At 67.9% G+C, this 23,201-nt stretch carries 35 protein-coding genes; 7 read left to right on the top strand and 28 right to left on the bottom strand.

Annotated features, from left to right (window positions below; genetic code table 11):
- Positions 1–227 precede the first annotated feature (227 nt).
- The 21 genes from rplO to rpsJ all read right to left on the bottom strand — a co-directional run bounded on the left by rplO (position 228) and on the right by rpsJ (position 10,068).
- Positions 228–683, bottom strand: coding sequence for a 50S ribosomal protein L15 (rplO, locus tag ACIF9R_RS06810; protein WP_004927223.1), 456 nt, complete (start codon positions 681–683; stop codon positions 228–230).
- Positions 684–685: 2 nt separating this feature from the next.
- Positions 686–868 carry a 50S ribosomal protein L30 gene (rpmD, locus tag ACIF9R_RS06805; RefSeq protein WP_329137026.1) on the bottom strand — a complete coding sequence of 61 codons (183 nt, stop codon included), beginning with the start codon at positions 866–868 and terminating at the stop codon, positions 686–688.
- Between the two features lie 2 nt (positions 869–870).
- On the bottom strand, positions 871–1,476 hold the full coding sequence (gene rpsE, locus ACIF9R_RS06800) for a 30S ribosomal protein S5 (RefSeq protein WP_399975295.1): 606 nt from the start codon (positions 1,474–1,476) through the stop codon (positions 871–873).
- A 41-nt stretch (positions 1,477–1,517) separates the two neighbouring features.
- The gene (gene rplR, locus ACIF9R_RS06795; protein WP_042165110.1) at positions 1,518–1,901 is read right to left on the bottom strand and encodes a 50S ribosomal protein L18; all 384 of its coding nucleotides are present in this window, start codon (positions 1,899–1,901) and stop codon (positions 1,518–1,520) included.
- A gap of 3 nt (positions 1,902–1,904) precedes the next feature.
- Positions 1,905–2,444, bottom strand: a complete 540-nt coding sequence (rplF, locus tag ACIF9R_RS06790; protein ID WP_399975292.1) for a 50S ribosomal protein L6 — start codon at positions 2,442–2,444, stop codon at positions 1,905–1,907.
- 24 nt (positions 2,445–2,468) lie between these two features.
- Positions 2,469–2,867 carry a 30S ribosomal protein S8 gene (gene rpsH, locus ACIF9R_RS06785; protein WP_004927242.1) on the bottom strand — a complete coding sequence of 133 codons (399 nt, stop codon included), beginning with the start codon at positions 2,865–2,867 and terminating at the stop codon, positions 2,469–2,471.
- 237 nt (positions 2,868–3,104) lie between these two features.
- Positions 3,105–3,290: a type Z 30S ribosomal protein S14 gene (locus tag ACIF9R_RS06780; protein ID WP_003948630.1), complete on the bottom strand. Its 186-nt coding sequence runs from the start codon at positions 3,288–3,290 to the stop codon at positions 3,105–3,107.
- Positions 3,291–3,295: 5 nt separating this feature from the next.
- On the bottom strand, positions 3,296–3,853 hold the full coding sequence (gene rplE, locus ACIF9R_RS06775) for a 50S ribosomal protein L5 (protein WP_030860981.1): 558 nt from the start codon (positions 3,851–3,853) through the stop codon (positions 3,296–3,298).
- Complete coding sequence (rplX, locus tag ACIF9R_RS06770) at positions 3,853–4,176, bottom strand: 50S ribosomal protein L24 (RefSeq protein ID WP_192229674.1); 324 nt, start codon at positions 4,174–4,176, stop codon at positions 3,853–3,855. Before rplX ends, rplE begins: the two co-directional genes overlap by 1 nt.
- A 2-nt stretch (positions 4,177–4,178) precedes the next feature.
- Positions 4,179–4,547 carry a 50S ribosomal protein L14 gene (gene rplN / locus ACIF9R_RS06765; RefSeq protein WP_003992364.1) on the bottom strand — a complete coding sequence of 123 codons (369 nt, stop codon included), beginning with the start codon at positions 4,545–4,547 and terminating at the stop codon, positions 4,179–4,181.
- Between the two features lie 138 nt (positions 4,548–4,685).
- Positions 4,686–4,973: a 30S ribosomal protein S17 gene (gene rpsQ / locus ACIF9R_RS06760; protein WP_103546599.1), complete on the bottom strand. Its 288-nt coding sequence runs from the start codon at positions 4,971–4,973 to the stop codon at positions 4,686–4,688.
- Positions 4,973–5,197 (bottom strand): 50S ribosomal protein L29, encoded by a 225-nt coding sequence (gene rpmC, locus ACIF9R_RS06755; RefSeq protein ID WP_030221001.1) that lies wholly within the window; start codon positions 5,195–5,197, stop codon positions 4,973–4,975. Before rpmC ends, rpsQ begins: the two co-directional genes overlap by 1 nt.
- A complete protein-coding gene (rplP, locus tag ACIF9R_RS06750) occupies positions 5,197–5,616 on the bottom strand; it encodes a 50S ribosomal protein L16 (RefSeq protein ID WP_004927269.1) in 420 nt (139 codons plus the stop codon). The genes rpmC and rplP overlap by 1 nt, the downstream gene beginning before the upstream one ends.
- Positions 5,617–5,621: 5 nt before the next feature.
- Positions 5,622–6,449, bottom strand: coding sequence for a 30S ribosomal protein S3 (gene rpsC / locus ACIF9R_RS06745; protein WP_030220998.1), 828 nt, complete (start codon positions 6,447–6,449; stop codon positions 5,622–5,624).
- Positions 6,449–6,796 (bottom strand): 50S ribosomal protein L22, encoded by a 348-nt coding sequence (rplV, locus tag ACIF9R_RS06740; RefSeq protein ID WP_019329637.1) that lies wholly within the window; start codon positions 6,794–6,796, stop codon positions 6,449–6,451. The genes rpsC and rplV overlap by 1 nt, the downstream gene beginning before the upstream one ends.
- 44 nt (positions 6,797–6,840) lie before the next feature.
- On the bottom strand, positions 6,841–7,122 hold the full coding sequence (rpsS, locus tag ACIF9R_RS06735) for a 30S ribosomal protein S19 (protein WP_010036728.1): 282 nt from the start codon (positions 7,120–7,122) through the stop codon (positions 6,841–6,843).
- Positions 7,123–7,134: 12 nt separating this feature from the next.
- Positions 7,135–7,971: a 50S ribosomal protein L2 gene (rplB, locus tag ACIF9R_RS06730; RefSeq protein WP_399975285.1), complete on the bottom strand. Its 837-nt coding sequence runs from the start codon at positions 7,969–7,971 to the stop codon at positions 7,135–7,137.
- A gap of 38 nt (positions 7,972–8,009) precedes the next feature.
- A complete protein-coding gene (rplW, locus tag ACIF9R_RS06725; RefSeq protein WP_399975281.1) occupies positions 8,010–8,429 on the bottom strand; it encodes a 50S ribosomal protein L23 in 420 nt (139 codons plus the stop codon).
- Positions 8,429–9,088: a 50S ribosomal protein L4 gene (rplD, locus tag ACIF9R_RS06720; protein WP_399975278.1), complete on the bottom strand. Its 660-nt coding sequence runs from the start codon at positions 9,086–9,088 to the stop codon at positions 8,429–8,431. Before rplD ends, rplW begins: the two co-directional genes overlap by 1 nt.
- Before the next feature lie 8 nt (positions 9,089–9,096).
- The gene (rplC, locus tag ACIF9R_RS06715; RefSeq protein WP_030046373.1) at positions 9,097–9,741 is read right to left on the bottom strand and encodes a 50S ribosomal protein L3; all 645 of its coding nucleotides are present in this window, start codon (positions 9,739–9,741) and stop codon (positions 9,097–9,099) included.
- Between the two features lie 18 nt (positions 9,742–9,759).
- Positions 9,760–10,068: a 30S ribosomal protein S10 gene (gene rpsJ / locus ACIF9R_RS06710; RefSeq protein ID WP_003948644.1), complete on the bottom strand. Its 309-nt coding sequence runs from the start codon at positions 10,066–10,068 to the stop codon at positions 9,760–9,762.
- A 459-nt stretch (positions 10,069–10,527) separates the two neighbouring features.
- Here rpsJ and ACIF9R_RS06705 point away from each other — a divergent pair, with 459 nt between their 5' ends.
- A complete protein-coding gene (locus tag ACIF9R_RS06705; protein WP_399975275.1) occupies positions 10,528–12,291 on the top strand; it encodes an NlpC/P60 family protein in 1,764 nt (587 codons plus the stop codon).
- A 34-nt stretch (positions 12,292–12,325) separates the two neighbouring features.
- On the opposite strand, the gene ACIF9R_RS06700 is transcribed toward ACIF9R_RS06705, so the two are convergent.
- Entirely contained in the window at positions 12,326–12,658 is a 333-nt protein-coding gene (locus ACIF9R_RS06700) for a cupin domain-containing protein (RefSeq protein WP_399975272.1), read from the bottom strand.
- Between the two features lie 121 nt (positions 12,659–12,779).
- Between ACIF9R_RS06700 and ACIF9R_RS06695 the strand changes: the two genes are divergently transcribed.
- Positions 12,780–13,553 (top strand): YqjF family protein, encoded by a 774-nt coding sequence (locus tag ACIF9R_RS06695; protein ID WP_399975270.1) that lies wholly within the window; start codon positions 12,780–12,782, stop codon positions 13,551–13,553.
- An 18-nt stretch (positions 13,554–13,571) separates the two neighbouring features.
- On the opposite strand, the gene gdhA is transcribed toward ACIF9R_RS06695, so the two are convergent.
- On the bottom strand, positions 13,572–14,930 hold the full coding sequence (gdhA, locus tag ACIF9R_RS06690) for an NADP-specific glutamate dehydrogenase (protein ID WP_399975267.1): 1,359 nt from the start codon (positions 14,928–14,930) through the stop codon (positions 13,572–13,574).
- A 377-nt stretch (positions 14,931–15,307) separates the two neighbouring features.
- Between gdhA and ACIF9R_RS06685 the strand changes: the two genes are divergently transcribed.
- Together ACIF9R_RS06685 and ACIF9R_RS06680 are read left to right on the top strand one after the other, a co-directional pair.
- Complete coding sequence (locus tag ACIF9R_RS06685; RefSeq protein WP_399975264.1) at positions 15,308–15,526, top strand: type II toxin-antitoxin system VapB family antitoxin; 219 nt, start codon at positions 15,308–15,310, stop codon at positions 15,524–15,526.
- Complete coding sequence (locus ACIF9R_RS06680) at positions 15,523–15,933, top strand: PIN domain nuclease (RefSeq protein WP_399975261.1); 411 nt, start codon at positions 15,523–15,525, stop codon at positions 15,931–15,933. The genes ACIF9R_RS06685 and ACIF9R_RS06680 overlap by 4 nt, the downstream gene beginning before the upstream one ends.
- A gap of 207 nt (positions 15,934–16,140) precedes the next feature.
- On the opposite strand, the gene ACIF9R_RS06675 is transcribed toward ACIF9R_RS06680, so the two are convergent.
- Together ACIF9R_RS06675 and ACIF9R_RS06670 are read right to left on the bottom strand one after the other, a co-directional pair.
- Positions 16,141–16,350: a DUF397 domain-containing protein gene (locus ACIF9R_RS06675; protein WP_399975259.1), complete on the bottom strand. Its 210-nt coding sequence runs from the start codon at positions 16,348–16,350 to the stop codon at positions 16,141–16,143.
- Positions 16,347–17,222: a helix-turn-helix domain-containing protein gene (locus ACIF9R_RS06670; RefSeq protein WP_399975257.1), complete on the bottom strand. Its 876-nt coding sequence runs from the start codon at positions 17,220–17,222 to the stop codon at positions 16,347–16,349. Before ACIF9R_RS06670 ends, ACIF9R_RS06675 begins: the two co-directional genes overlap by 4 nt.
- Positions 17,223–17,886: 664 nt before the next feature.
- On the opposite strand from ACIF9R_RS06670, the gene ACIF9R_RS06665 reads away from it, so the two are divergent.
- The 3 genes from ACIF9R_RS06665 to ACIF9R_RS06655 all read left to right on the top strand — a co-directional run bounded on the left by ACIF9R_RS06665 (position 17,887) and on the right by ACIF9R_RS06655 (position 19,723).
- The gene (locus ACIF9R_RS06665) at positions 17,887–18,183 is read left to right on the top strand and encodes a hypothetical protein (protein WP_399975253.1); all 297 of its coding nucleotides are present in this window, start codon (positions 17,887–17,889) and stop codon (positions 18,181–18,183) included.
- Complete coding sequence (locus ACIF9R_RS06660) at positions 18,183–18,671, top strand: hypothetical protein (RefSeq protein ID WP_399975251.1); 489 nt, start codon at positions 18,183–18,185, stop codon at positions 18,669–18,671. Before ACIF9R_RS06665 ends, ACIF9R_RS06660 begins: the two co-directional genes overlap by 1 nt.
- A gap of 230 nt (positions 18,672–18,901) precedes the next feature.
- Positions 18,902–19,723: an SAM-dependent methyltransferase gene (locus ACIF9R_RS06655; RefSeq protein WP_399975249.1), complete on the top strand. Its 822-nt coding sequence runs from the start codon at positions 18,902–18,904 to the stop codon at positions 19,721–19,723.
- Positions 19,724–19,816: 93 nt separating this feature from the next.
- Here the strand turns inward: ACIF9R_RS06655 and ACIF9R_RS06650 are convergent, their stop codons facing one another.
- The 3 genes from ACIF9R_RS06650 to ACIF9R_RS06640 all read right to left on the bottom strand — a co-directional run bounded on the left by ACIF9R_RS06650 (position 19,817) and on the right by ACIF9R_RS06640 (position 23,172).
- Entirely contained in the window at positions 19,817–20,998 is a 1,182-nt protein-coding gene (locus ACIF9R_RS06650) for an endo-1,4-beta-xylanase (RefSeq protein ID WP_399975246.1), read from the bottom strand.
- A 252-nt stretch (positions 20,999–21,250) separates the two neighbouring features.
- A complete protein-coding gene (locus ACIF9R_RS06645; protein WP_399975244.1) occupies positions 21,251–22,126 on the bottom strand; it encodes an LLM class flavin-dependent oxidoreductase in 876 nt (291 codons plus the stop codon).
- 23 nt (positions 22,127–22,149) lie between these two features.
- Positions 22,150–23,172, bottom strand: coding sequence for an aldo/keto reductase (locus ACIF9R_RS06640; RefSeq protein WP_399975242.1), 1,023 nt, complete (start codon positions 23,170–23,172; stop codon positions 22,150–22,152).
- Between the last annotated feature and the right edge of the window lie 29 nt (positions 23,173–23,201).

Raw genomic sequence — 23,201 nt, 5'->3', positions numbered from 1 at the left:
CCCGCGCAACTGCGTCAAGGGTGACGGTCTTGAGATTCCGACTAAGGACGATTACGTAACGGTCAACTGCCGCCGTGAGTGCCCCGTATGGGGCTCCCGAGGTCAATGGGCAGCGCAGGCCACCTTACCGGCGACACCGCCCCCCTAGGAACGACCAACCGGGGATACCCCATTTGTGGGGTATCCCCGGTCGGGATCGCTCTACGTCATCGGGACACCTGAGGAACTCAGACGAGCTCGGTGACGGTACCGCCGGCGGCGGTGATCTTCTCCTTGGCGGAGCCGGAGACGGCGTCGACCGTCACCTGCAGCGCCACGGAGATCTCGCCCTGGCCCAGGACCTTGACGAGGCTGTTCTTGCGCACGGCACCCTTGGCGACCAGGTCCTCGACCGTGACCTCTCCACCCTCGGGGTAGAGGGAGGCGAGCTTGTCCAGGTTCACGACCTGGAACTCGGTCTTGAACGGGTTCTTGAAGCCCTTCAGCTTCGGGAGACGCATGTGGAGCGGCATCTGGCCGCCCTCGAAGCGCTCCGGAACCTGGTAACGGGCCTTGGTGCCCTTGGTACCACGACCGGCCGTCTTACCCTTCGACGCCTCACCACGACCGACACGGGTCTTCGCGGTCTTGGCGCCGGGGGCAGGACGGAGGTTGTGGATCTTGAGCGGGTTCTGCTCCGCCATGATCAGTCGACCTCCTCGACCGACACGAGGTGGCGGACGGTGTGCACCATGCCGCGGAACTCGGGGCGGTCCTCCTTGACGACCTGCGTGTTGATGCCCTTGAGACCAAGGGAACGCAGGGTGTCACGGTGGTTCTGCTTGCTGCCGATGTAGGACTTGACCTGCGTAATCCTGAGCTGCGCCATGATTACGCACCCGCCCCGGCACGTGCGCGGAGCAGAGCCGCGGGGGCGACGTCCTCGAGCGGCAGACCACGGCGGGCCGCGATCTCCTCGGGACGCTGCAGGCCCTTGAGGGCCGCCACGGTCGCGTGCACGATGTTGATCTGGTTGTCGGAGCCGAGCGACTTCGACAGCACGTCGTGGATACCGGCGCACTCGAGCACGGCGCGCACCGGACCACCGGCGATCACGCCGGTACCCGGGGACGCGGGCTTGAGCAGCACGACGCCGGCAGCCTTCTCACCCTGAATGGGGTGCGGGATGGTGCCCTGGATGCGGGGGACCTTGAAGAAGTGCTTCTTGGCCTCCTCAACGCCCTTGGCGATGGCGGCCGGCACCTCCTTGGCCTTGCCGTATCCGACACCCACGGTGCCGTCACCGTCGCCCACCACGACCAGCGCGGTGAAGCTGAAGCGACGACCACCCTTCACAACCTTGGCGACGCGGTTGATCGCGACAACGCGCTCAACGTACGCGGTCTTCTCGGCGGCGGATGCGCCACCGTCACGGCCCTTCCGGTCCCGCCGCTCGCCGCCACCGGCACCGCCACCGCGGCGCTGGGGTCCAGCCATTGGAATTACCTCTCTCTGTTTCCGCTAGCTACGGAACCGACTCAGAACTTGAGTCCGGCCTCGCGGGCGGCGTCCGCCAGGGCGGCGATGCGCCCCGCGTACCGGTTGCCACCGCGGTCGAACACGACAGCCTCGACACCGGCGGCCTTGGCGCGCTCCGCGACCAGGGCACCGACCTGCTTGGCCTGCGAGGACTTGTCGGCCTCGCCACCACGGATCGATGCGTCCAGCGTGGACGCCGAAGCCAGCGTGTGGCCCTTCAGGTCGTCGATCACCTGCGCCACGATGTGGCGGTTGGAGCGGGTCACGACCAGGCGCGGACGCTCTGCGGTACCAGAGACATTCTTGCGGATCCTGATGTGACGACGCTTGATAGCGGCACGCTTGTAGGCGTCGCCCTTGAGGATCTTCTGCCCGTATGCCATGGCTTACTTACCCGCCTTTCCGACCTTGCGGCGGATGACTTCGCCCTCGTACTTGACACCCTTGGCCTTGTACGGGTCGGGCTTGCGCAGCTTGCGGATGTTGGCCGCAACCTCGCCGACCTTCTGCTTGTCGATGCCCTCGACCGAGAAGCGGGTGGGGTTCTCGACCTTGAAGGTGATGCCCTCGGGGGCCTCCACCGTGATCGAGTGGCTGTAGCCGAGGGAGAACTCCAGGTTCGAACCCTTGGCGAGCACGCGGTAACCGACACCGCTGATCTCGAGCTTCTTCACGTAACCCTGGGTCACGCCGGTGATCATGTTCGCCACCAGCGTGCGGGACAGGCCGTGCAGGGCCTTGTTCTGACGCTCGTCGTTGGGGCGGGTGACGTTCAGGACGCCGTCCTCACCCTTGGCGATCTCGATCGGCGCCGCGACGGTGTGGGTCAGCGTGCCCTTGGGGCCCTTGACCGAGACCGTCTGGCCGTCGATGGTGACGTCCACGCCGGCGGGAACCGCGATGGGGAGCTTGCCGATGCGCGACATAGCTGTTTCCTCCGTTCCCTTCCGCTACCAGACGTAGGCGAGGACTTCCCCACCCACGCCCTTCTTGCCGGCCTGCTTGTCGGTGAGGAGCCCGTGCGACGTGGAGATGATCGCCACGCCGAGGCCGCCGAGCACCTTCGGCAGGTTGGTGGACTTCGCGTACACCCGGAGACCGGGCTTGGAGATCCGCTTGATGCCCGCGATGGAGCGCTCACGGTTGGGACCGAACTTCAGGTCCAGGACGAGGTTCTTGCCGACCTCGGCGTCCTCGACCTTCCAGCCCGTGATGAAGCCCTCCTGCTGGAGGATCTCCGCGATGTGCGACTTGATCTTCGAGTGCGGCATCGCCACGGTGTCGTGGTACGCCGAGTTCGCGTTCCGCAGACGCGTAAGCATGTCTGCGATCGGATCAGTCATGGTCATGAATTGGCCTTCGGCCTCTCTCGCCGGGGTTTCCTGGTGCGCCATCCCTCTCCCCGATCCGAGACGGGACGGGTGCGGCGCGGTGGACCTACGGCGTAGTAAGCAAACATGAGCGGGCGGCGCCCGCGTGCGTGCGGGCACGGCAGGTGCCCAACCCCACAAGCCTAAGCCATGCGGCGTGGGCCTCCTGCCGTCCCCTTGCTTACCGAGAGCCCTGGGAGTCCGGAATTACCGGGACTACCAGGAGCTCTTGGTCACGCCCGGCAGCTCGCCACGGTGAGCCATCTCACGAAGGCACACGCGGCACAGGCCGAACTTGCGGTACACGGAGTGCGGACGACCGCAGCGCTGGCAGCGGGTGTATCCGCGCACTCCGAACTTGGGCTTGCGAGCAGCCTTCGCGATGAGAGCCTTCTTCGCCATCTCGCTCACGCCTCCTTGAACGGGAAGCCGAGGTGACGGAGAAGGGCGCGGCCCTCTTCGTCGTTGGTCGCCGTGGTCACCACGGTGATGTCCATGCCCCGGGTGCGGTCGATCTTGTCCTGGTCGATCTCGTGGAACATGACCTGCTCCGTGAGACCGAAGGTGTAGTTGCCACGGCCGTCGAACTGCTTGGGGGACAGACCGCGGAAGTCGCGGATGCGCGGGAGCGCGAGCGACAGGGTGCGGTCCAGGAACTCCCACATGCGGTCGCCACGAAGGGTGACGTGGGCACCGATCGGCTGGCCCTCACGCAGCTTGAACTGCGCGATGGACTTACGGGCCTTGGTGACGGCCGGCTTCTGGCCGGTGATCGTGGTGAGGTCGCGGATGGCGCCCTCGATCAGCTTGGAGTCGCGGGCGGCGTCGCCCACACCCATGTTGACCACGATCTTGACGAGGCCGGGAACCTGCATGACGTTCTCGTAGGAGAACTGCTCACGCAGCTTGCCCGCGATCTCCTCGCGGTACTTCGTCTTCAGACGCGGAGTGGTGGTGGTCGTCATCAGATGTCCTCACCCGTCCGCTTGGCAACGCGGATCTTGTTGCCCTCGTCGTCGAAGCGGTAACCGACGCGCGTGACGACCTTGTTGCCGTCCTTCTCCACGACCAGCTGGACGTTGGAGACATGGACGGGGGCCTCGGTGGTCACGATGCCGCCGGCCTGCGAACCGCCTGCGGTCGGGCCGGCCTTGGTGTGCTTCTTGACCCGGTTGACACCCTCGACCAGGACACGCTCCTCGCGCGGGTAAGCGGCAATGACCTTGCCCTGCTTGCCCTTGTCCTTGCCGGTGATGACCTGGACCAGGTCGCCCTTCTTGATCTTCATGCTCACAGCACCTCCGGCGCGAGGGAGATGATCTTCATGAACTTCTTCTCGCGCAGCTCTCGGCCGACCGGGCCGAAGATACGGGTGCCACGAGGGTCGCCGTCGTTCTTCAGAATGACGGCGGCGTTCTCGTCGAAGCGGATGTACGAGCCGTCCGGACGGCGGCGCTCCTTGACGGTGCGAACGATGACCGCCTTGATGACGTCACCCTTCTTCACGTTGCCACCGGGGATCGCGTCCTTGACGGTGGCGACGATGACGTCACCGATGCCCGCGTAGCGGCGACCGGAGCCACCGAGCACACGGATGCAAAGGATTTCCTTCGCCCCCGTGTTGTCGGCGACGCGCAGTCGCGACTCCTGCTGGATCACGTCTATCTCCTGTTTGTCTGCCGGTTCCCCGGGGGCCGTTCATGAGCTTGGGCGAACGGCCCCCGGAGCCTGGCGGAACTGCCCTGCGAGGGATGCCCCGCAGGAACTGACTTGTGGGGGTTCCCTTGCGGGAACCGCCTACTTGGCCTTCTCGAGAATCTCGACGATGCGCCAGTGCTTCGTCGCCGACAGCGGCCGGGTCTCCATCAGGAGGACGCGGTCGCCGACACCGGCGGCGTTCTGCTCGTCGTGGGCCTTGAGCTTGCTCGTGCTGCGGATGACCTTGCCGTACAGCGCGTGCTTCTTGCGGTCCTCGACGGCGACGACGACGGTCTTGTCCATCTTGTCGCTGACGACGATGCCCTCGCGGGTCTTACGGTCGCCCCGGACCTCGGGGTTGGTCTCAGTCACGTTGTTCTCGCTCATCAGGCGTTCTCCACCGTTTCGATGCCCAGCTCACGCTCGCGCATCAGGGTGTAGATCCGCGCGATGTCCTTGCGGACCGCCTTCAGACGGCCATGGTTCTCAAGCTGTCCGGTCGCCGCCTGGAAGCGGAGGTTGAACAGCTCTTCCTTGGCTTCGCGGAGCTTCCCCAGAAGCTCCTCGTCACCCAGCTCGCGCAGCTCGGACGCCTTGGTACCGGCCGACATCACGCTTCACCTGCCTCGCGCTTGACGATCCGGCACTTCATCGGCAGCTTGTGGGCTGCGCGAGTGAGGGCCTCACGGGCGATCTTCTCGTTGGGGTAGGACAGCTCGAACATGACCCGGCCCGGGTGCACGTTCGCGATCCACCACTCCGGCGAACCCTTACCGGAACCCATGCGGGTCTCGGCAGGCTTCTTCGTGAGCGGGCGGTCCGGGTAGATGTTGATCCAGACCTTGCCGCCACGCTTGATGTGGCGGGTCATCGCGATACGGGCCGCCTCGATCTGGCGGTTGGTCACGTACGCCGGCGTGAGGGCCTGAATGCCGTACTCGCCGAACGCGACCGTCGTACCGCCCTTGGCCTGACCGCGGCGCTTCGGGTGGTGCTGCTTGCGGTGCTTGACCCTACGGGGGATCAGCATGTCGGTCAGGCCTCCGTTCCGGTGCTCTCAGCCGGAGCGGCAGCCGGAGCCTCGGCCTTGGGGGCCTCGGCAGCGGGAGCCTGCTGCGGCTTGCGACCGCGACCGCCACGCTCGCCACCGCGGCCACCACGGGCCGGGCGGTCGGCACCGCCACGGGCCGGGCGGTTGCCGGCACGGGCGGCGGCGTTCTCGGCGCGGACCTCGGCGATGTTCTTGACGTCGCCCTTGTAGATCCAGACCTTCACACCGATGCGGCCGAAGGTCGTCTTGGCCTCGAAGAAGCCGTAGTCCACGTTCGCGCGGAGCGTGTGCAGGGGCACACGGCCCTCGCGGTAGAACTCCGAGCGGGACATCTCGGCGCCACCGAGGCGGCCACCGCACTGGATCTTGATGCCCTTGGCGCCGGCCTTCATCGTGCCCTGCATGCTCTTGCGCATGGCACGACGGAAGGAGACGCGGGAGGACAGCTGCTCGGCGACGGCCTGGGCCACCAGCTGAGCGTCCGTCTCCGGGCTCTTGACCTCGAGGATGTTGAGCTGGACCTGCTTGCCCGTGAGCTTCTCGAGGTCACCGCGGATGCGGTCGGCCTCGGCGCCACGGCGGCCGATCACGATGCCCGGACGCGCGGTGTGGATGTCCACACGGACACGGTCACGGGTGCGCTCGATCTCCACCTTCGAGATGCCGGCGCGCTCCATGCCGGACGTCATCATCCGGCGGATGGCGACGTCTTCCTTGACGTAGTCCTTGTACAGCTTGTCGGCGTACCAGCGCGACTTGAAGTCGGTGGTGATGCCGAGCCGGAACCCATGCGGGTTAACCTTCTGGCCCATTACCGGGTTCCTTCCTTGCTGCTGACGACCACGGTGATGTGGCTGGTCCGCTTGCGGATCCGGTAGGCGCGGCCCTGGGCACGCGGACGGAACCGCTTCAGGGTCGGGCCCTCGTCGACGTACGCCTCGGAGATGTAGAGGCTGTCGGCGTCGGTGTGGTCGTAGTTGTGCGCGGCGTTGGCAATGGCGCTGTCCAGCACCTTGCCGACCGGCACGCTCGCGGCCTGCGGGGCGAAACGCAGGACCGCCTGAGCCTCCGTGGCATCCATGCCACGGATGAGGTCCACCACGCGGCGGGCCTTCATGGGCGTGACGCGGATGTACCGCGCCTGGGCCCTGGCTTCCATGGTTGTCCCTTCAGTGTCTGTCATGGTCGATTGCACCCCGCCGACTAGCGGCGCTTCGACTTCCGGTCGTCCTTGACGTGGCCCCGGAAGGTGCGGGTCGGCGAGAACTCGCCGAGCTTGTGGCCGACCATCGACTCGGTGACAAACACCGGAATGTGGGTCTTGCCGTTGTGCACCGCGATCGTGTGGCCGAGCATCGCCGGGACGATCATCGAGCGGCGGGACCAGGTCTTGATGACGTTCTTGGTACCGGCTTCGTTCTGGGCGTCCACCTTCTTGATCAGGTGGTCGTCGACGAAGGGTCCCTTCTTCAAGCTACGAGGCATCTCAACCCGTCCTTAGCGCTTCTTGTTCGTCTTGCGGCGGCGGACGATGTACTTGTTCGACGCCTTCTTGGGCGAACGAGTACGGCCTTCCTTCTTGCCCCACGGGGACACGGGGTGGCGGCCACCGGAGGTCCGGCCCTCACCACCACCGTGCGGGTGGTCGACCGGGTTCATCACGACACCACGGACGGTCGGGCGGACGCCCAGCCACCGCTTACGGCCGGCCTTGCCCCAGTTGATGTTGCTCTGCTCGGCGTTGCCGACCTCGCCGACCGTGGCGCGGCAGCGCTGGTCGACCAGGCGGATCTCTCCGGACGGCATGCGGAGGTGGGCCATCGTGCCCTCCTTCGCGAGCAGCTGCACGGAGGCACCGGCGGAGCGGGCGAACTTGGCACCGCCACCAGGACGGAGCTCGATCGCGTGGATCGTGGTACCGACCGGGATGTTGCGGAGGGCCAGGTTGTTGCCCGGCTTGATGTCGGCCCCGGGACCGTTCTCGACGCGGTCGCCCTGCTGCAGGTTGCGCGGGGCGAGGATGTAGCGCTTCTCGCCGTCCGCGTAGTGCAGCAGCGCGATGCGCGCGGTGCGGTTGGGGTCGTACTCGATGTGCGCGACCTTCGCCGGCACGCCGTCCTTGTCGTGACGACGGAAGTCGATCACGCGGAAGGCGCGCTTGTGGCCACCGCCCTGGTGGCGGACGGTCACACGACCGGAATTGTTACGGCCGCCCTTGCTGTGCAGGGGACGGACCAGCGACTTCTCCGGCGTGGACCGCGTGACCTCGACGAAGTCGGCGACGCTGGAGCCACGACGGCCCGGAGTCGTCGGCTTGTACTTGCGGATACCCATTTCTCAGTCCTCGTCCGATATCGGACGATCCTGACCGCTTACGCGGTCGGACCGCCGAAGATGTCGATACGGTCGCCCTCGGCGAGGGTCACGATCGCGCGCTTGGTCGCCGCACGCTGGCCGAAGCCGGTGCGGGTCCGCTTGCGCTTGCCGATGCGGTTGATCGTGTTGACCCCGGTGACCTTGACCTCGAAGACCGCCTGGACGGCCTGCTTGATCTGGGTCTTGTTCGCGTTGGGGTCGACGAGGAACGTGTACTTGTTCTCGTCGATCAGCGCGTAGCTCTTCTCCGACACGACCGGCTTGAGCAGGACGTCACGGGGATCCGTGTACGCCTTGCTGGCCGGGGTGACGACGGTGTTCTTGCCTTCGGCCTCGTGGCGGCGCGCCTTGGCGACGCGACGGGCCTTGGCCGCCTTGGCGGCCTTCGAGGCGATCGAGGGGTGACGGGCAGCCATCAGACCTCGCTCCCTTCGTTGTCGTTGGCCTTGTTCGGGCCGGCGACGAAGGACTCGAAAGCGGCCTGGGTGAAGACCACATCGTCCGAGACGAGAACGTCGTACGTGTTCAGCTGGCCCGGCTCCAGAATGTGGATCTGGGGCAGGTTGCGGGCGGACAGCCACGCGGCCTCGTCGGCGCGCTCGACGACCAGGAGCAGGTTCTTGCGCTCCGAGATCTTGCCGAACAGCGTCCTGGCGGCCTTCGTGGAGGGCGTCTCACCCTCGATCACGCCGGTGACGACGTGAATGCGGTTGTGGCGGGCCCGGTCGGTGAGGGCGTGGCGCAGGGCCGCGGCCTTCATCTTCTTCGGGGTCCGCTGCGAGTAGTCGCGCGGCTGCGGGCCGTGGACGACGCCACCGCCGGCGAACTGCGGGGCGCGGGTCGAACCCTGACGGGCGCGGCCGGTGCCCTTCTGGCGGTACGGCTTGCGGCCGCCACCACGGACTTCACCGCGACGCTTGGTCTTGTGCGTGCCCTGGCGGGCAGCGGCGTTCTGCGCGACGACGACCTGGTGGATCAGCGGGATGCTGATCTTCTCCACGCCGAAGATCTCCGCGGGGAGCTCGACGCTTCCGGTCTTCTCGCCGGCAGGCGAAAGGATGTCAACAGTGCTCATCGGTTACCTCAGGCCCCCTTGGCCGCGGTGCGGACCAGGACGAGGCCGCCGTTCGGACCGGGAACCGCGCCCTTGATGAGCAGCAGACCCTTCTCCGCGTCAACGGCGTGGACGGTCAGGTTCTGGGTGGTGACCCGCTCGTTGCCCATGCGACCCGCCATGCGGAGGCCCTTGAACACGCGGCCCGGGGTGGCACAGCCACCGATGGAGCCCGGCGAGCGGTGCTTGCGCTGGGTGCCGTGACCGGCGCCGAGGCCCTTGAAGTTGTGACGCTTCATGACACCGGCGAAGCCCTTGCCCTTGCTCTTGCCGGTGACGTCGACCTTCACACCGGACTCGAAGACCTCGGCGGTGACTTCCTGGCCCAGCGTGTACTCGGAGGCGTCCGCGGTGCGGATCTCGACGAGGTGACGACGGGGGGTGACGTCGGCCTTGGCGAAGTGGCCCTTGAGGGGCTTGTTCACCTTGCGCGGGTCGATCTCGCCGAAGGCGATCTGGACCGACTCGTAGCCGTCGACATCGTTCGTACGGACCTGGGTGACGACGTTCGGGCCGGCCTTGACGACGGTGACCGGAACAACACGGTTGTTCTCGTCCCACACCTGCGTCATGCCGAGCTTCTCGCCCAGGATGCCCTTGATCTGCTTTGCCATCTCTTCAGATCACCGGCCTCAGAGCTTGATCTCGATGTCGACACCGGCCGGGAGGTCGAGTCGCATCAGAGAGTCAACGGTCTTGGGGGTCGGGTCGAGGATGTCGATCAGGCGCTTGTGCGTGCGCATCTCGAAGTGCTCGCGCGAGTCCTTGTACTTGTGCGGCGACTTGATGACGCAGTACACGTTCTTCTCAGTGGGCAGCGGCACCGGGCCTGCGACCGACGCACCAGTACGCGTCACCGTCTCGACGATCTTCTTCGCCGAAGAGTCGATGACCTCGTGGTCGTAGGCCTTGAGCCGGATGCGGATCTTCTGTCCCGCCATGGCTACTCCGTAGTCCTGTCTCTCTTTACGCTCTGGAGCCCGGTGCTCCACACTCTCGTCTCCGACCCACGCGGTCGGGCGTGTCGCACTCCCACTGACATGAATGTCCCTCGTTCGAACATCCCTGCGGGATTGACACGGCCCTACCAGAACCGCGGACCGGGGGCGAAAGGCCCACCGGGCGCCTGGCCGGCGTCGCACATACGCTTCCCGGAAGATTCCCGTACGTCCGCCCCTGATCAGGGGCGACGAGTACTGTGGGACTCGCTTCCGGCCCTCCCGGCGGGAGGCGCGCAGCATCAACACTCGACCGAGCAACTTGAACAGTTTGCCACACCGGCCGGGGGCCTGGCCAATCGAGCGGAAGACAGTACCCCGCGAGTGGCGTGGATCAAACGCGGGCGCTCCGGATCGGCGCCGGACGTCCGGATGGTCCGTCGCTCCGCGATCATGAGCGCCATGTCGTATACCTCACGGCGCAGTGTCCTCGCCGTTCTCGCCGCCTCCACCGCGTCCCTCCCGCTGGTCGGCACGGCCGCCTCTCCCGCGCGGGCCGCCGGCACATCCGCACCGTTCGCGGCTCCAGCGGCTCCCGCAGCTCCCGCAGCACCGGATCCCTCCCTCTCGTCCGTGACGACGGCACCCCTGGACGCCGCTCACTTCCTCCGCGAGACCCTGCGCTCACCGCTCACCGCGACGGTCCTCCCGGGCACCCCGGCCCGTACGGAGGTCACCTCGGAGGGCAGACGCGTCGCCCTCCTGACGCACGGCGCGCGCACCGTGCTGCTGCCCGGCCCGGAGCGGACGTTCACGGAGAACAAGAGACCTTTCGCGGACGACTTCGAGCGCACCCTGCCCGACCTGTCCCGGCCCGCGGAGAAGCGCTCCTTCTGGGGCAGTTCCCCCGGCGGCGGCGTCTGGTCCACTCTCGGCCCCGTCGACACCGACTACTCGGTCGTGCCGGGCACCGGCGTCATCGAACTCACCACCGACTACGCCAGCCGGCACGCGAGCATCCGCGACAACGCGCTCACCGACATCGACGTCCGCTCCGTCGCCCGCTTCGACAAGGTGCCCACCGGGGAGGCCTGCTCCTACGCACTGTCCTTCGGCTACCAGGACACCCGCAACAACTACCGGGCCCGGCTGTCCTTCCTCACCTCCGGCGCGGTGCAACTGCGGGTGGAGAAGGAGGTCGACGACACGGTCACGCAGCTGGTCCCGGCCCGCACGGTCGCCACGTCCGTGCCCGCGGGCACGGACTGGACGATCCGGGTGCGCCGCGAGGGGACCAGGATCCGGGCCAAGGCCTGGGCGTCCGCCGCACCGGAGCCCGCCGGATGGGCGGCCGACGTCACCGACTCGACCTTCGGCGCGGGGCGGGTCGGCCTGCGCGCGCTGGCCAACCGCGGCTGCACCAACCTGCCGATGAGACTCCTGGTCAGCCGTTTCCAGCTGGACGCCGGCAGGTGGGCCGAACCGCCGACGGTCACCCATGGGGACTGGGTGCGGGTGCTGCCCGAGCCCTTCGACGGGATCTGGACGCCGGAGCTGGAGAGCACCGTCCGCGCCTGGTCCGGCTCCACCGCGCCGGACGTCCTCGCCTACGCGGCCATGTTCCTCCCCGGTGCTCCCGCCGTGGTCTGCGGCTCCGGGCCGGCCGAGGGCAGGAAGGTTCTGGGCAGGGCGGGGTACGGCTACCTGGACCCGCGGGGAAACCGCTACGAGGGTGCCGACTTCCACGAGTACATGGACATCGGCTGGACCTTCCCCGACGGCACCCACACGGACCGTTCGAGCAAGCAGGCGGGCAACCTCGACTGCTCCGGCTACACACGCATGGTGTACGGCTACCACATGGGGGTGCCGATGGCCGCGGGTGAGGACACCTCCGGCACCCGGATACCCCGGCGTTCCCGCGACATGGCCGACCATGCCCCGGGGGTGCGCATCGCCCGCACCGACGGGGTCAACCCGCCCTCCGCCGAGCAGCTGCAGCCGGGTGACCTCGTGCTGTTCAACGCGGACTCGGGCGACGACAACGTCATGGCCACGGCGGACCACGTCGGCATCCACCTCGGCACGGACACGGCCGGCAGGCGCCGCTTCCTCTCCAGCCGCAAGACGGTCAACGGCCCCACCATGTCCGACCTGGGAGGCGCCTCACTCCTCGACGGGACGGGCACCTACGCCCGGACCCTGCACACGGTGCACCGCCTCTGATCCCCTGCCGAAGGTGCCGAAGACCGCGCGGTGATCACCCGTTCTTGGCGACCGTGAGAATGACCGCCGCGTCCTCCAGGGCCTCCAGGCCGTGACGGGCCGGAGGGATGACAATGAGGTCGCCGGTGCGGCCCTCCCACTCGGTCTCGCCGCTGGTGAGGCGGACGCGGCCGCGCAGCACCAGCAGGGTGGCCTCGCCGGGGCTGTCGTGGTCGGCGAGGCTCGTGCCTGCGGTCAGGGCGAGGAGGGTCTGGCGCAGGGTGTGTTCGTGGCCGCCGTAGACGGTGGTGGCGCTGCGGCCGCTGGACGTGGCGGCGGCACGTTCGAGGTGTTCGCGGGCGAGGGCGTCGAGGGAGAGCTTCTGCATGGCTCCCAGTGTTCCCACCCCCGCCTCGCGCTCACCAGGGCCATGCGGGGCAGATCGTAACGTCCACCACCTCCACCCGGACGGCCGTGTCGCGGCCCTGCCCTCCCGCGATAATGGCGCCGTGCCGTCGACACCGCTGCCGCTGACCCCGGAGCCCATCACGCCCGACCCTCCGGAGGCGATCGCGCGCCCGCTGCTCACCCAGTCCTGGCTCGACCTGACGTTCGTGCACTGGGCGGTGGACCCGGCCGACGTGGCCGGTCTGCTGCCGCCGGGCACGGTGCCCGACACGCTGGACGGGGTCACGTACGTCGGTCTGGTCGCGTTCCGGATGCACCGGGTGGGCTGGCTGCGCCTGCCCGGGGTCCCCTATCTCGGCAACTTCCCGGAGACCAACGTCCGCCTCTACTCGGTGGACGCGCACGGGCGGCGCGGGGTCGTCTTCCTGTCCCTGGACGCCTCCCGGCTGATCCCGGTGGCGGTCGGCCGCCTCGGGTTCCGGATGCCGTACCTCTGGTCCCGGATGAGCGTCGAGCACCTCGACGGCGGCACGGTGCGGTACGACAGCTCCCGCCGCTGGCCAGGGCCGCGCGGGGCCGGCAGCTGGCTCACCGTGCGCAGGGGCGAGGCGATCGGGGAGCCGACCGAACTGGAGCACTTCCTCACCGCGCGCTGGGGCATGCACGGCGCGTTCTTCGGGCGGTCGATGTACTTGCCCAACGCGCATCCGCGCTGGCCGCTGTACCGGGCCGAGCTGGTGGAGTGCGAGGAGGACCTGATCACCGCGGCCGGGCTGCCGAGGCCGGCCGGGGAGCCGGTGAGCGTGCTGTACTCACCGGGCGTCCCCGCCCGTTTCGGGAGGCCGGCCCGTCCGGCCGGCATCCCCACTCCGTGACAGGCGACGGCGAGCGCGTCAGATGACGCCCTGCGCGAGCATCGCGTCCGCCACCCGCTCGAAGCCGGCGATGTTCGCGCCGGTCACGTAGTCGCCGGGGGCGCCGTAACGCTCGGCGGTCTCGGCGCAGGTGGTGTGGATGTCGGTCATGATGCGGGCCAGCTCCTGCTCCACCTGGTCGGCCTTCCACGTGGTGCGCGAGGCGTTCTGGGTCATCTCCAGCGCGCTGACCGCGACACCGCCCGCGTTGGCCGCCTTACCGGGGCCGAAGGCGACACCGGCCCGCTGGAAGAGCTGTACGGCCTCCGGCGTGGTGGGCATGTTGGCGCCCTCGGAGACCGCCTTCACGCCGTTGCTGATCAGGGTGGCGGCGTCGTCCGCGTTCAGTTCGTTCTGCGTGGCCGACGGCAGCGCGACGTCCGCCGGGACCTCCCACACCCGCCCGCCGGGCACGAACCGGGCGGAGCCGCCCCGGCGCTCGGCGTAGTCGTTCACCCGGCCGCGCTCGACCTCCTTGATCTGGCGCAGCAGCTCCAGGTCGATGCCCTTCTCGTCGACGACATAGCCGCTGGAGTCGGAGCAGGTCACGGGGTTGGCGCCGAGGGCGGCCAGCTTCTGGATGGTGTAGATGGCCACGTTGCCGGAGCCGGAGACGACCGCGGTCTGCCCCTCCAGGTCCTCGCCGCGTGCGCGCAGCATGGCCTCGGCGAACAGCACGTTGCCGTACCCGGTCGCCTCCGGACGGATCAGCGAGCCGCCCCAGCCGGCGCTCTTGCCGGTCAGGACGCCGCCCTCCCAGCGGTTGGTGATCCGCCGGTAGTGCCCGAACAGGTAGCCGATCTCGCGGGCACCGACGCCGATGTCACCGGCCGGGATGTCGGTGTACTCACCGATGTGCCGGTACAGCTCGGTCATGAAGGACTGGCAGAAACGCATGACCTCGGCGTCGCTGCGGCCCTGCGGGTCGAAGTCGCTGCCGCCCTTGCCGCCGCCGATGCCGAGCCCGGTGAGCGCGTTCTTGAAGATCTGCTCGAAGCCGAGGAACTTGATGATCCCGAGGTTCACCGAGGGGTGGAAGCGCAGACCGCCCTTGTAGGGGCCGAGGGCGCTGTTGAACTCGATCCGGAAACCCCGGTTCACGTGCACCTGGCCGGCGTCGTCCTGCCACGGAACCCGGAACATGATCTGCCGCTCCGGCTCGACGAGCCGCTCAACGAGTCCGGGCACCGCGTACTCGGGCCGGGCGGTCAGCACCGGAGCCAGCGTCTCCAGCACCTCACGCGCGGCCTGGTGGAACTCGGGCTCGGACGGGTTACGGCGCTCCACCTCGGCACGCAGCCGGGCAAGCGAGATCTTGGGGTCGGGGCGTGAGGTCACGGGGTCCCTTTCTGGCACGGCGGACACCGGTGCGAGGACCGGTGAAGGGCGCTCGGCGCCGTTGCCGACCGCGGGACAGCGGCCACCCCGTTTGTATACGACAGGTCGGCCGACCCTCCCAGTGTTACTCCTGTGTTAACTGGATACCAAGAGCCGGGCCGGAATGTCCGCTATCTGGACAGCGCGCACGGAGTACGGATGCGCCCTGGGTCTGTGGACCATCTTCAGGCATACCAGCCCACACCCTCCCAACGCCGGGGCGACACGACGGACGATCACACGTTCGCCCGTCACCCGCCAGGGACGGCTCCGACCCCGGCGGGCACTGGTTGATATACGATTGACAGCGATATATACAGCCGGTTGTGGGAGGCCTCATGTCCAGGACCCTGGTCGACATCGACGACGACAAACTGGCCTTCGCCCAGCGACAGCTCGGCACCAGGACCAAGCGGGAGACCATCGATCGCGCGCTGACCATAGCGTCCGCCATCAGCGCCGATGACCGGGCACGTGCCCTTCGCTGGCTACAGGAGAACGCCGACTCGTTCCTCGACTTCGACGTCCTCGCCGAACGCGAACAGGCGGGCCTGTGACCTACCTGGCCGACACCTCCGCCGTGTGGCGGCTGCTGCGCGGGCAACTCGGCGCTCCCTGGCCCAGCCGTGTGGCACGAGGGCTGGTAGCCATCTGCCCGCCCGTCGGGGCCGAACTGATACCCGGCCTTCGCTCCGACCGAGACTACGACCCCTTCTTCACGGTGCTCGCCCAGACCTTCGGCTGGGTGCCGGCACTCGACGATCCCTGGTCGAAGATCGTGGAGGTGCAGCGGGACTTGGCGAGGATCGGCCATCACCGTGGCCCTTCCCCCCTGGACATCCTGATCGCCCTCACCGCCGAGCACCACCGCCTGACCGTTCTCCACGTCGACGACGACTTCGCGGCCATCGCCAAGGTGAGGCCGGACATCGCCATGATCCGGGGCGAGGCACGGAGCAACTGATCGCGGGACGCCACAGCGCCCCGGGTCCCGCCACGACCAGGCGCGTGGCCGGACCCGCCGCTGCGGAAATCGATTCCGGGGCTGGGCCGTGCACAGCCGACCGATCGCGGTGTTGGACACCATTGATGCGGGACGTGTCCTGAAGCCGCACGTCAGCGCACCCCGCTCCCGGTGACGACCAGGCGCGGGGCGCATGCAGTTGGGGCGTCAGCGTTCCAGCGCGTACGTCACGAAGCTCGCCCACACGCCCGGCGTGAGCGTAAGCCGAGGACCTGCTACGTCCTTGGAGTCGCGGACGTGGACGGTGCGGGGTGCTATCGCGATCTCCACGCAGGAGTCGCCCTCGGGGCCATCGCTGTAGCTGCTCTTGAACCATGCCAGTTCGGAGGCATCACCGGCAGCGGTCTCGCGGATCATTCTTCTCCCAGCAGTTGCTCGATGAAGGCCAGGGACTCCCTCGGGCAGAGGGCCTGAGCCCGAATAGTGCTGTACCGCAGCTCAAGGATGCGTAGCTGCTTCAGTTCAGAGGTCGGGCGACCGTTGAAGGCTCCATCGGAGCGCCCTACCGCCGTACCATCCCCGAACTTCATCACCTCGATCTTGCCGCTCAGCCCAGGATGTTCCCCCGCGCTCGTCGGCATCACCTGGAGGGTGACGTTGCGCCGATGTGCCAACTCCAGCAAGTGTTCCAGTTGCTGACGCCACACCATTGTGCCCCCCACCCGTCGGCGCAGCGCCACCTCTTCCTGGACGAAGCTGAGCATCGGTGCCGGGCTCCGCTCGAAGATCGATTTACGTGCCGTCCGCGCGGCCACCAGCTCATCCAACTCGTCCTCGGAGTAAGCGGTCTGGGCCACCTCGAACAAGGCCCGCGCATGCTCCGGCGTCTGCAACAACCCATGGATGCTGAGCCCGACGTACACACCCAGCTCGACCGCCTTGGCCTCCAGTTCCGCCAGCGCCCGCACGCTCTTCGGATACCGGACCCTCTTCACGTCCTCCCAAGCCGCCGAGAGCAACCCACCGGCCCCCAACACCTCATCCGCCTTGTCCAGATACTCCCGCTGAGGGATCCGCTTCCCGCTCTCGACCTTGTAGACCAGGTCCTCCCCGTACCCGATCGCCGCCCCGAACTGACCGACTCGCATCCCCGCCGCCTCGCGCCGCAGCTTCAACTGCCGCCCCACCGTGGTGATGACCGCGACGCCCCACTCGTCGTCCGGATCCACCTCCCACCCCGGCTCGTCCGCCTCGCCCTTGAGCCGTACCGCCTCACCGTCCACCGACATGCCGCACCCTCCGTCGTCCCGCGCCGTACCGCGGCGCCCCACCCGTACCAACCACCCCGACGGCCCGGACAGCACCGGACAGCCGGCGGACAGTCACCACGCGCAGGGAGATCCGCCACCACTCACGCTAGATCGCGACAGAACCACCAGTGAGAGAAATGCATAATTCATACTTTTACGCATCAAATCACGCTGGACACCCAGAGGGGCAGCACCCTCAGACTGCTTCAAAATTGAATTTAATTACCCACTCCGAAACCAAGGGAATGAGAGCATCGACACCCCATTCGCGAAAGCTCAAAAGAAACTCAAGCGGTAACGAGTGGATAACAGGACCGGGCAGATACCCTCCGATTCATGCCGAAGCATGATCTGATCACGATCGATAAGCCGGTCGGGTTGACCAGCCCCCGGCTGCACGAAATTCCTGCTTGGGGGAAAAATGAAGCGCGCCGCATTTGCAGTCATTGCCGTGTGTGCCGTTACTGTCGTGACTCCGGGAGTCGCCTTCGCGGATTCTCCGCAACCCGCACCGTTGAATGTTTGCGATGGAGGATGGAAAACCGACATTTACGCCCAGTCGAAGAAGCACCTGGGCAAGGGACCGATTTACAAGGACGGCCCTGGGGGGACCATGGTTCTGACGCGGGTGAAGGCTGGATCCGTGGCGACCAAGATCACGGCCGGCGGAGGAGTGTCCGTCAGCGGCATCGTGGCCGAGGCGAAGGTCGAGGTAAGCGGCGAGTCGGTCAAGGAAGTGTCCTGGGAGACGCAGCACCAGTACCGGCGCAACATAAGCCGCAACAAGTACGGCAACGCACAGTTCGGCTCATGGGGTCACCACGTCAAGTGGCAGAAGTACTACCAGCTGCCCAACTGCAAGAAGACCCAGATCTCGTACGGGGAGGCTGACATCGCCAACAAGACCGTCGGGTTCAAGTACTGGGAAACGAGTTCCTGATGCGATCCAGTCGTGCGGCCTTCGCCGCGGCAGCCGTCCTGTGCGGATTGCTGACCTCCTGCACGATTGATGACGGCTCGGACAAGCCCAACGTTCCGGACCCGTCCTCGTCGAGCGTCGCGCCACCTCCCCAGGAACCGCTGACAGCGCCCGAGGTGGACGCCGGATACAGGGAAATCCTCTCCGAGGGCCCTCATCGCGGTGTCCAGCAATTCGGCACGATCGAACTGCCGAAGGGAGAATCCTGGATCAAGGTGAACTGCATTTCACGTGCGAAGCCGGTTGATCTCGAAATCTCCCTCGAAGGCATCGGAGGGTTCTCCCTCGGTTGTTCCGGGGTGGAGGTGGAGAAAAACGCGAACCAGATGAATCTGACGTCGGCGCGAAGGCTCCACTTCACCGTGGTGACGGAGGATTCCGTTCGCTGGTACGTCAGTATCCAAGTTCCCGAGAGCACGGGCAGCGGAACCGACATCCCCAGCCGCTGAGTGGCAGCCGCACAGAAGGCTCGGTACAGACCCCGAGCCCTCTTCGCTCCCCTGCACCGACAACGCCGCATCAGGCCCGTAGGCGGAGTACTGTGCCGCGCGCCCGGTAGGGGCCCGACGGCGACAGGGCCAGGGGCGGTCCCGCGCAGGCGCGTCGGCCGGGGGGTGGCTATCGTGGCGGTCCACGACACTTTGCAGATCAACTCCCGCGCGGGACAAGGGGACTCACGGTGAATCAGCAGAACCCCGGTGTGGAAGCTCCCCTACGGATCGACACCAGCAAGCCGCATCCCGCGCGGATGTACGACTGGTTCCTCGGCGGCAAGGACAACTACCCGGTGGACGAGGAGCTGGGCCGGCAGCTGGTGGGGTTCGCGCCGGTCATCCCCGTCATGGCGCGGATGAACCGGGCGTTCATGCAGCGCGCCACGCGCTGGGTGGCCGGCCAGGGAGTGCGGCAGTTCCTCGACATCGGGACGGGCATTCCGACGGAGCCGAACCTGCACCAGGTGGCGCAGGACGTCGCCGCCGACGCGCGGATCGTGTACTGCGACAACGACCCGATCGTCCTGGTCCACGCCGAGGCGCTGCTGCGGGGGACCCCCGAGGGCGTCGTCGACTATGTGCAGGCGGATGCCCGCGACACCGCCGCGATCGTCGAACAGGCCCGCAAGACGCTGGACTTCGAGCGGCCCGTCGCGCTGTCACTGATCGCGCTGCTGCACTTCATCAGCGACGAGGACGGGGCGTACGAGCTGGTGGAGCGGCTGAAGAGCGAGCTGGCGCCGGGCAGTTACCTCGTCATGTCCCACCTCACGCCCGACTTCCATCCGGAGGAGGCGTCGAAGAAGGTGGTCGACCTCTACCGGGCGGGCGGGCTCACCATGGACATGCGCAGCCGGGACCGGTTCGCCCGGTTCTTCGAAGGGCTTGAGGTCGTCGACCCCGGCATGGTGGCGGCGGAGGAGTGGCATCCCGAGCTCGGTGAGCCGGTGCCGGGGCAGGAGGGCGTCCTCAGCGGCGCCTATGTGGCGGTGGCCCGCAAGGCCTGAGCCCGTGCGGAGTCGTGCGGAGTCGTGCGGAGTCGTGCGGAGTCGTGCGGAGTGGGGCGACGGGGCCGCCCGGAGCGGCCCCGTCCGGCCCTCTCAGCCCTTCCCGTGCCCGTGGCGCTTGCCGCGCCTCTCGCAGTCCTCCTCGCGGGCCGCGTCCCTCAGCGTGTCCCGCAGGGCGTAGAAGGCGGGCTTGCGCTCGTACGTGTCGGTCATGACGTTCGCGTACCCCTCCCCCTCGAAGAACACCGGGACCCACGAGTACTTGTCGGTGAAGCCCCAGATGGTGAACGAGTTGCAGCCGTCGACGGCCAGGCACGCCTCCAGCATCCGCTGGTAGTAGTCGGCCTGCTTCCGCTGCTGCTCCTCGGTCGGCTCGCCGCTCTCCGGCAGGTCCATACGGACGTCCAGCTCGGTGACCGCGGTCTCCAGGCCGAGCGCGTCGAAGCGGCTCAGGTTGTCCTTCAGGTCGCCCGGGAAGCCGTACCGCGTGCTCAGATGTCCCTGTACGGAGAAGCCGTCCACGGGCACACCCTGTTCGAGCAGGTCCTGGACGAGGGCGTAGTAGGCGTCACTCTTGGCGTTGACGCTCTCGACGTTGTAGTCGTTGAAGAAGAGTGTGGCCTTCGGGTCGGCCTGGTGCGCCCAGCGGAAGGCGTCGGCGACGATGCCCGGTCCCAGTTCGCGGATCCAGATGTTGTCCTGGGTGCGCAGGTTGCCCTGGTCGTCGAAGATCTCGTTGGCGACGTCCCACTGCTGGATCCGGCCGGCGTAACGGCCGACGACGGTGGTGATGTGCTCACGCAGGATGGCGCGCAGCTCCGCCTTGGAGAAGTCGCCCTGCTCCAGCCACGCCGGGTTCTGGCTGTGCCACAGGAGGGTGTGGCCGCGTACGACCTGCCGGTTGCGCTCGGCGAACCTGACGATGGCGTCGGCCTGCCCGAAGTCGTAGCGGTCGCGCTCGGGGTGGATGTATTCCCACTTCATCTGGTTCTCGGCGGAGACCGAGCTGAACTGGCGCGCCAGGACCTTCCGGTACTCCTTGTCGTACGTGAAGGGGTCCGGGTAGTCCTGCTCCAGGTGGTGGCCGCCGCCGGCGACGGCGGTGCCCACGACGAAGTCCTTGGGGGCGGCCTCACGCAGCCGGTCGAACTTGGCGTGGGAGTGCGGGGCGGCCGTGCGGCCGTCCGACGGACCGGCGTTCGCGGAACCCGCCACGAGCGGCAGGGTCAGGGCGGCGGTGGCGAGGGCCACGGTGGCGAAACGAATGGATCTCATGCGGGGAGTCTCATTCCCATCGTCGTTCTCGAATGTTTCGAAGTCGACTTCGAAACATTAGGGATGGGCGGACGCTATGGGCTGACCGAACGGTGCGTCAATACCCGTGCACGGGTGAGTACCTGAACGGTCGTCCGCATGCCGACGTGCCTCGCCCCCGGCGCGAACCGGGGGCGAGGCACGGGCAGAGGCACGGGCGGCGGCGCCGACAGAGGCACGGGCGGCGGCGCGCCGCGAGCAGAGCCGCGGTGTTCAGAGCGACGGGCGGATCAGTTCGTCGGCGACCCAGCGCGCGATGCCGTCGGGATACGGCACCGGCAGCCCGAGGACGACGTGCCGGAAACCGGCGTCGAGGGCTTCGCCGATCGCCCGCCGCGTGGCATCGGGCCGGGCGGTGTCGACCGACAGGTGGATCGACCGGACGATCGAGGCGGGGTCGCGGCCGATGTCCGCGCAGTAGCGGTCCAGCAGGGCACCGCGGCGCATCGCGTCGTCGAGGTCGCCGCCGGGGATGTTCCACAGGTCCGCGTGCTCGGCGACCACGCGCAGCGTCGCGGAGGCACGTCCGCCGATCAGGATCGGCGGGTGGGGGCGCTGCACGGGCTTGGGGCTGCCGAACGCCCCGGTGAGGTGGTGGTGGCGGCCGTGGAAGTCGAAGGGTTCCTTCTCCGTCCACAGCCGCCGGATCACCGTGCAGGCTTCGGCGAGGCTCTCCACCGCCTGCGCCGGGGGTTGGAAGGGCAGTCCGTGAGCCGGGTACTCGCGCCAGGCCTCGGGCGGGTGAGGGCGGGAGCCCACGCCGATGCCGAAGTCGAGCCGCCCGCCGGAGACGATGTCGACGGTCGTGGCGATCTTGGCGAGCAGCGCGGGCGGCCGGAACCGGTTGCTGGTCACCATGACACCGAGCCGCAGTCGCCGCGTCTGCGCCGCGAGGGCGGAGAGCAGCGTCCAGCCCTCGAAGGCCGGGCCCTCCGGATCGCCGAAGATGGGCATGAGGTGATCGAACAGCCAGGCGTGCTCGATCTCCGGGATCGCGTCGGCCTCTCGCCAGACGCGCAGGATGTCGTCGTAGCCGACCTGGGAGGGGACGGTCATGATCCCGAAGCGCGGGCGGGGTGGGGAGGGCATCGTCCGGTGATCCTCTCCGGCGGTCAGCGGCGGCGGCGCAGTGACGGGTCGAGCAGTGCGGGCGGCGTGTCGAACTTCTCGTGCGCGGCCAGGTCGACACCCGGTGCGACGATCTCGTCGATCGCGTCGAGGACGTCGGCGGAGAGCACCGTGTCGGCGGCGGCGAGCTGCGACTGCAGGTGTTCCGGCGTACGGGGGCCGATGAGCGCGCTGGTCACCCCGGGGTGTGCGGTCACGAAGCCGAGCGCCAACTGGATCAGGGTCAGTCCGGCCTCGTCCGCGACCGCGGCCAGCCGCTCGACGGCGTCGAGCCGGGTCCGGTTGGCCGGGATGGAGAGGTCGAAGCGTTCCGGCATGATCGCCGAGCGGCTGGTGGTGATGTCCCGGCCCTCGCGGACCGCGCCCGAGAGCCAGCCGGAGGCCAGCGGGCTCCACACCAGCACGCCGAGCCCGTACTCCTCGGCCACGGGCAGGACATCGGCCTCGATGCCGCGCTGGAGGATCGAGTAGCTGGGCTGCTCGGTGACGTACCGGCCGAGCCGCAGGTCACGGGCGGCCCACTGCCCCTGCACGATGCGGTAGGCGGGGAAGGTGGAGGAGCCGAAGTAGCGGATCTTGCCCGCGCGCTGAAGGTCGGTCAGCGCCGAGAGGGTCTCCTCGTCGCTGGTCTCCGGGTCCCAGCGGTGCATCTGGTAGAGGTCGACGTGGTCCACGCCGAGCCGGCGCAGGCTGTCGTCCAGCGCGGTCACCAGCCAGCGGCGCGAACCGCCCTTGTGGTTGCGCTCCTCCCCCATCGGCATGGTCGCCTTCGTGGCCAGCACGATGTCGTCGCGGCGGCCGGCGATCGCCTTGCCGACCATCTCCTCCGACTCTCCCATGCTGTACCAGTCGGCGGTGTCGATGAGGTTGACGCCGGCCTCCAGGGCCGTGTCGACGAGGGCGGTGGCCTCGTCCTGGGTGGTGTGGCCGATCGCGCCGAAGTTCATCGCGCCGAGCGCGAGAGCACTGACCTGTACTCCGGTCCGGCCCAGGGTGCGGTACTGCATGTCCGTATCTCCTCATGACAGAATGAACC

The sequence above is a fragment of the Streptomyces sp. NPDC086080 genome (assembly GCF_044540255.1).
In the GTDB taxonomy this organism is placed as follows: domain Bacteria; phylum Actinomycetota; class Actinomycetes; order Streptomycetales; family Streptomycetaceae; genus Streptomyces.
This window is presented reverse-complemented; position numbering and strand designations above follow the sequence as displayed.

What these genes read in the sequence shown, in the direction of transcription:
- rplO (WP_004927223.1), bottom strand. Translation starts at nt 683, where the DNA reads ATGGCGGAGCAGAACCCGCTCAAGATCCACAACCTCCGTCCTGCCCCC.
- rpmD (WP_329137026.1), bottom strand. Translation starts at nt 868, where the DNA reads ATGGCGCAGCTCAGGATTACGCAGGTCAAGTCCTACATCGGCAGCAAG.
- rpsE (WP_399975295.1), bottom strand. Translation starts at nt 1,476, where the DNA reads ATGGCTGGACCCCAGCGCCGCGGTGGCGGTGCCGGTGGCGGCGAGCGG.
- rplR (WP_042165110.1), bottom strand. Translation starts at nt 1,901, where the DNA reads ATGGCATACGGGCAGAAGATCCTCAAGGGCGACGCCTACAAGCGTGCC.
- rplF (WP_399975292.1), bottom strand. Translation starts at nt 2,444, where the DNA reads ATGTCGCGCATCGGCAAGCTCCCCATCGCGGTTCCCGCCGGCGTGGAC.
- rpsH (WP_004927242.1), bottom strand. Translation starts at nt 2,867, where the DNA reads ATGACCATGACTGATCCGATCGCAGACATGCTTACGCGTCTGCGGAAC.
- ACIF9R_RS06780 (WP_003948630.1), bottom strand. Translation starts at nt 3,290, where the DNA reads ATGGCGAAGAAGGCTCTCATCGCGAAGGCTGCTCGCAAGCCCAAGTTC.
- rplE (WP_030860981.1), bottom strand. Translation starts at nt 3,853, where the DNA reads ATGACGACCACCACCACTCCGCGTCTGAAGACGAAGTACCGCGAGGAG.
- rplX (WP_192229674.1), bottom strand. Translation starts at nt 4,176, where the DNA reads ATGAAGATCAAGAAGGGCGACCTGGTCCAGGTCATCACCGGCAAGGAC.
- rpsQ (WP_103546599.1), bottom strand. Translation starts at nt 4,973, where the DNA reads ATGAGCGAGAACAACGTGACTGAGACCAACCCCGAGGTCCGGGGCGAC.
- rpmC (WP_030221001.1), bottom strand. Translation starts at nt 5,197, where the DNA reads ATGTCGGCCGGTACCAAGGCGTCCGAGCTGCGCGAGCTGGGTGACGAG.
- rplP (WP_004927269.1), bottom strand. Translation starts at nt 5,616, where the DNA reads ATGCTGATCCCCCGTAGGGTCAAGCACCGCAAGCAGCACCACCCGAAG.
- rpsC (WP_030220998.1), bottom strand. Translation starts at nt 6,449, where the DNA reads ATGGGCCAGAAGGTTAACCCGCATGGGTTCCGGCTCGGCATCACCACC.
- rplV (WP_019329637.1), bottom strand. Translation starts at nt 6,796, where the DNA reads ATGGAAGCCAGGGCCCAGGCGCGGTACATCCGCGTCACGCCCATGAAG.
- rpsS (WP_010036728.1), bottom strand. Translation starts at nt 7,122, where the DNA reads ATGCCTCGTAGCTTGAAGAAGGGACCCTTCGTCGACGACCACCTGATC.
- rplB (WP_399975285.1), bottom strand. Translation starts at nt 7,971, where the DNA reads ATGGGTATCCGCAAGTACAAGCCGACGACTCCGGGCCGTCGTGGCTCC.
- rplW (WP_399975281.1), bottom strand. Translation starts at nt 8,429, where the DNA reads ATGGCTGCCCGTCACCCCTCGATCGCCTCGAAGGCCGCCAAGGCGGCC.
- rplD (WP_399975278.1), bottom strand. Translation starts at nt 9,088, where the DNA reads ATGAGCACTGTTGACATCCTTTCGCCTGCCGGCGAGAAGACCGGAAGC.
- rplC (WP_030046373.1), bottom strand. Translation starts at nt 9,741, where the DNA reads ATGGCAAAGCAGATCAAGGGCATCCTGGGCGAGAAGCTCGGCATGACG.
- rpsJ (WP_003948644.1), bottom strand. Translation starts at nt 10,068, where the DNA reads ATGGCGGGACAGAAGATCCGCATCCGGCTCAAGGCCTACGACCACGAG.
- ACIF9R_RS06705 (WP_399975275.1), top strand. Translation starts at nt 10,528, where the DNA reads ATGTCGTATACCTCACGGCGCAGTGTCCTCGCCGTTCTCGCCGCCTCC.
- ACIF9R_RS06700 (WP_399975272.1), bottom strand. Translation starts at nt 12,658, where the DNA reads ATGCAGAAGCTCTCCCTCGACGCCCTCGCCCGCGAACACCTCGAACGT.
- ACIF9R_RS06685 (WP_399975264.1), top strand. Translation starts at nt 15,308, where the DNA reads ATGTCCAGGACCCTGGTCGACATCGACGACGACAAACTGGCCTTCGCC.
- ACIF9R_RS06675 (WP_399975259.1), bottom strand. Translation starts at nt 16,350, where the DNA reads ATGATCCGCGAGACCGCTGCCGGTGATGCCTCCGAACTGGCATGGTTC.
- ACIF9R_RS06670 (WP_399975257.1), bottom strand. Translation starts at nt 17,222, where the DNA reads ATGTCGGTGGACGGTGAGGCGGTACGGCTCAAGGGCGAGGCGGACGAG.
- ACIF9R_RS06660 (WP_399975251.1), top strand. Translation starts at nt 18,183, where the DNA reads ATGCGATCCAGTCGTGCGGCCTTCGCCGCGGCAGCCGTCCTGTGCGGA.
- ACIF9R_RS06650 (WP_399975246.1), bottom strand. Translation starts at nt 20,998, where the DNA reads ATGAGATCCATTCGTTTCGCCACCGTGGCCCTCGCCACCGCCGCCCTG.
- ACIF9R_RS06645 (WP_399975244.1), bottom strand. Translation starts at nt 22,126, where the DNA reads ATGCCCTCCCCACCCCGCCCGCGCTTCGGGATCATGACCGTCCCCTCC.
- ACIF9R_RS06640 (WP_399975242.1), bottom strand. Translation starts at nt 23,172, where the DNA reads ATGCAGTACCGCACCCTGGGCCGGACCGGAGTACAGGTCAGTGCTCTC.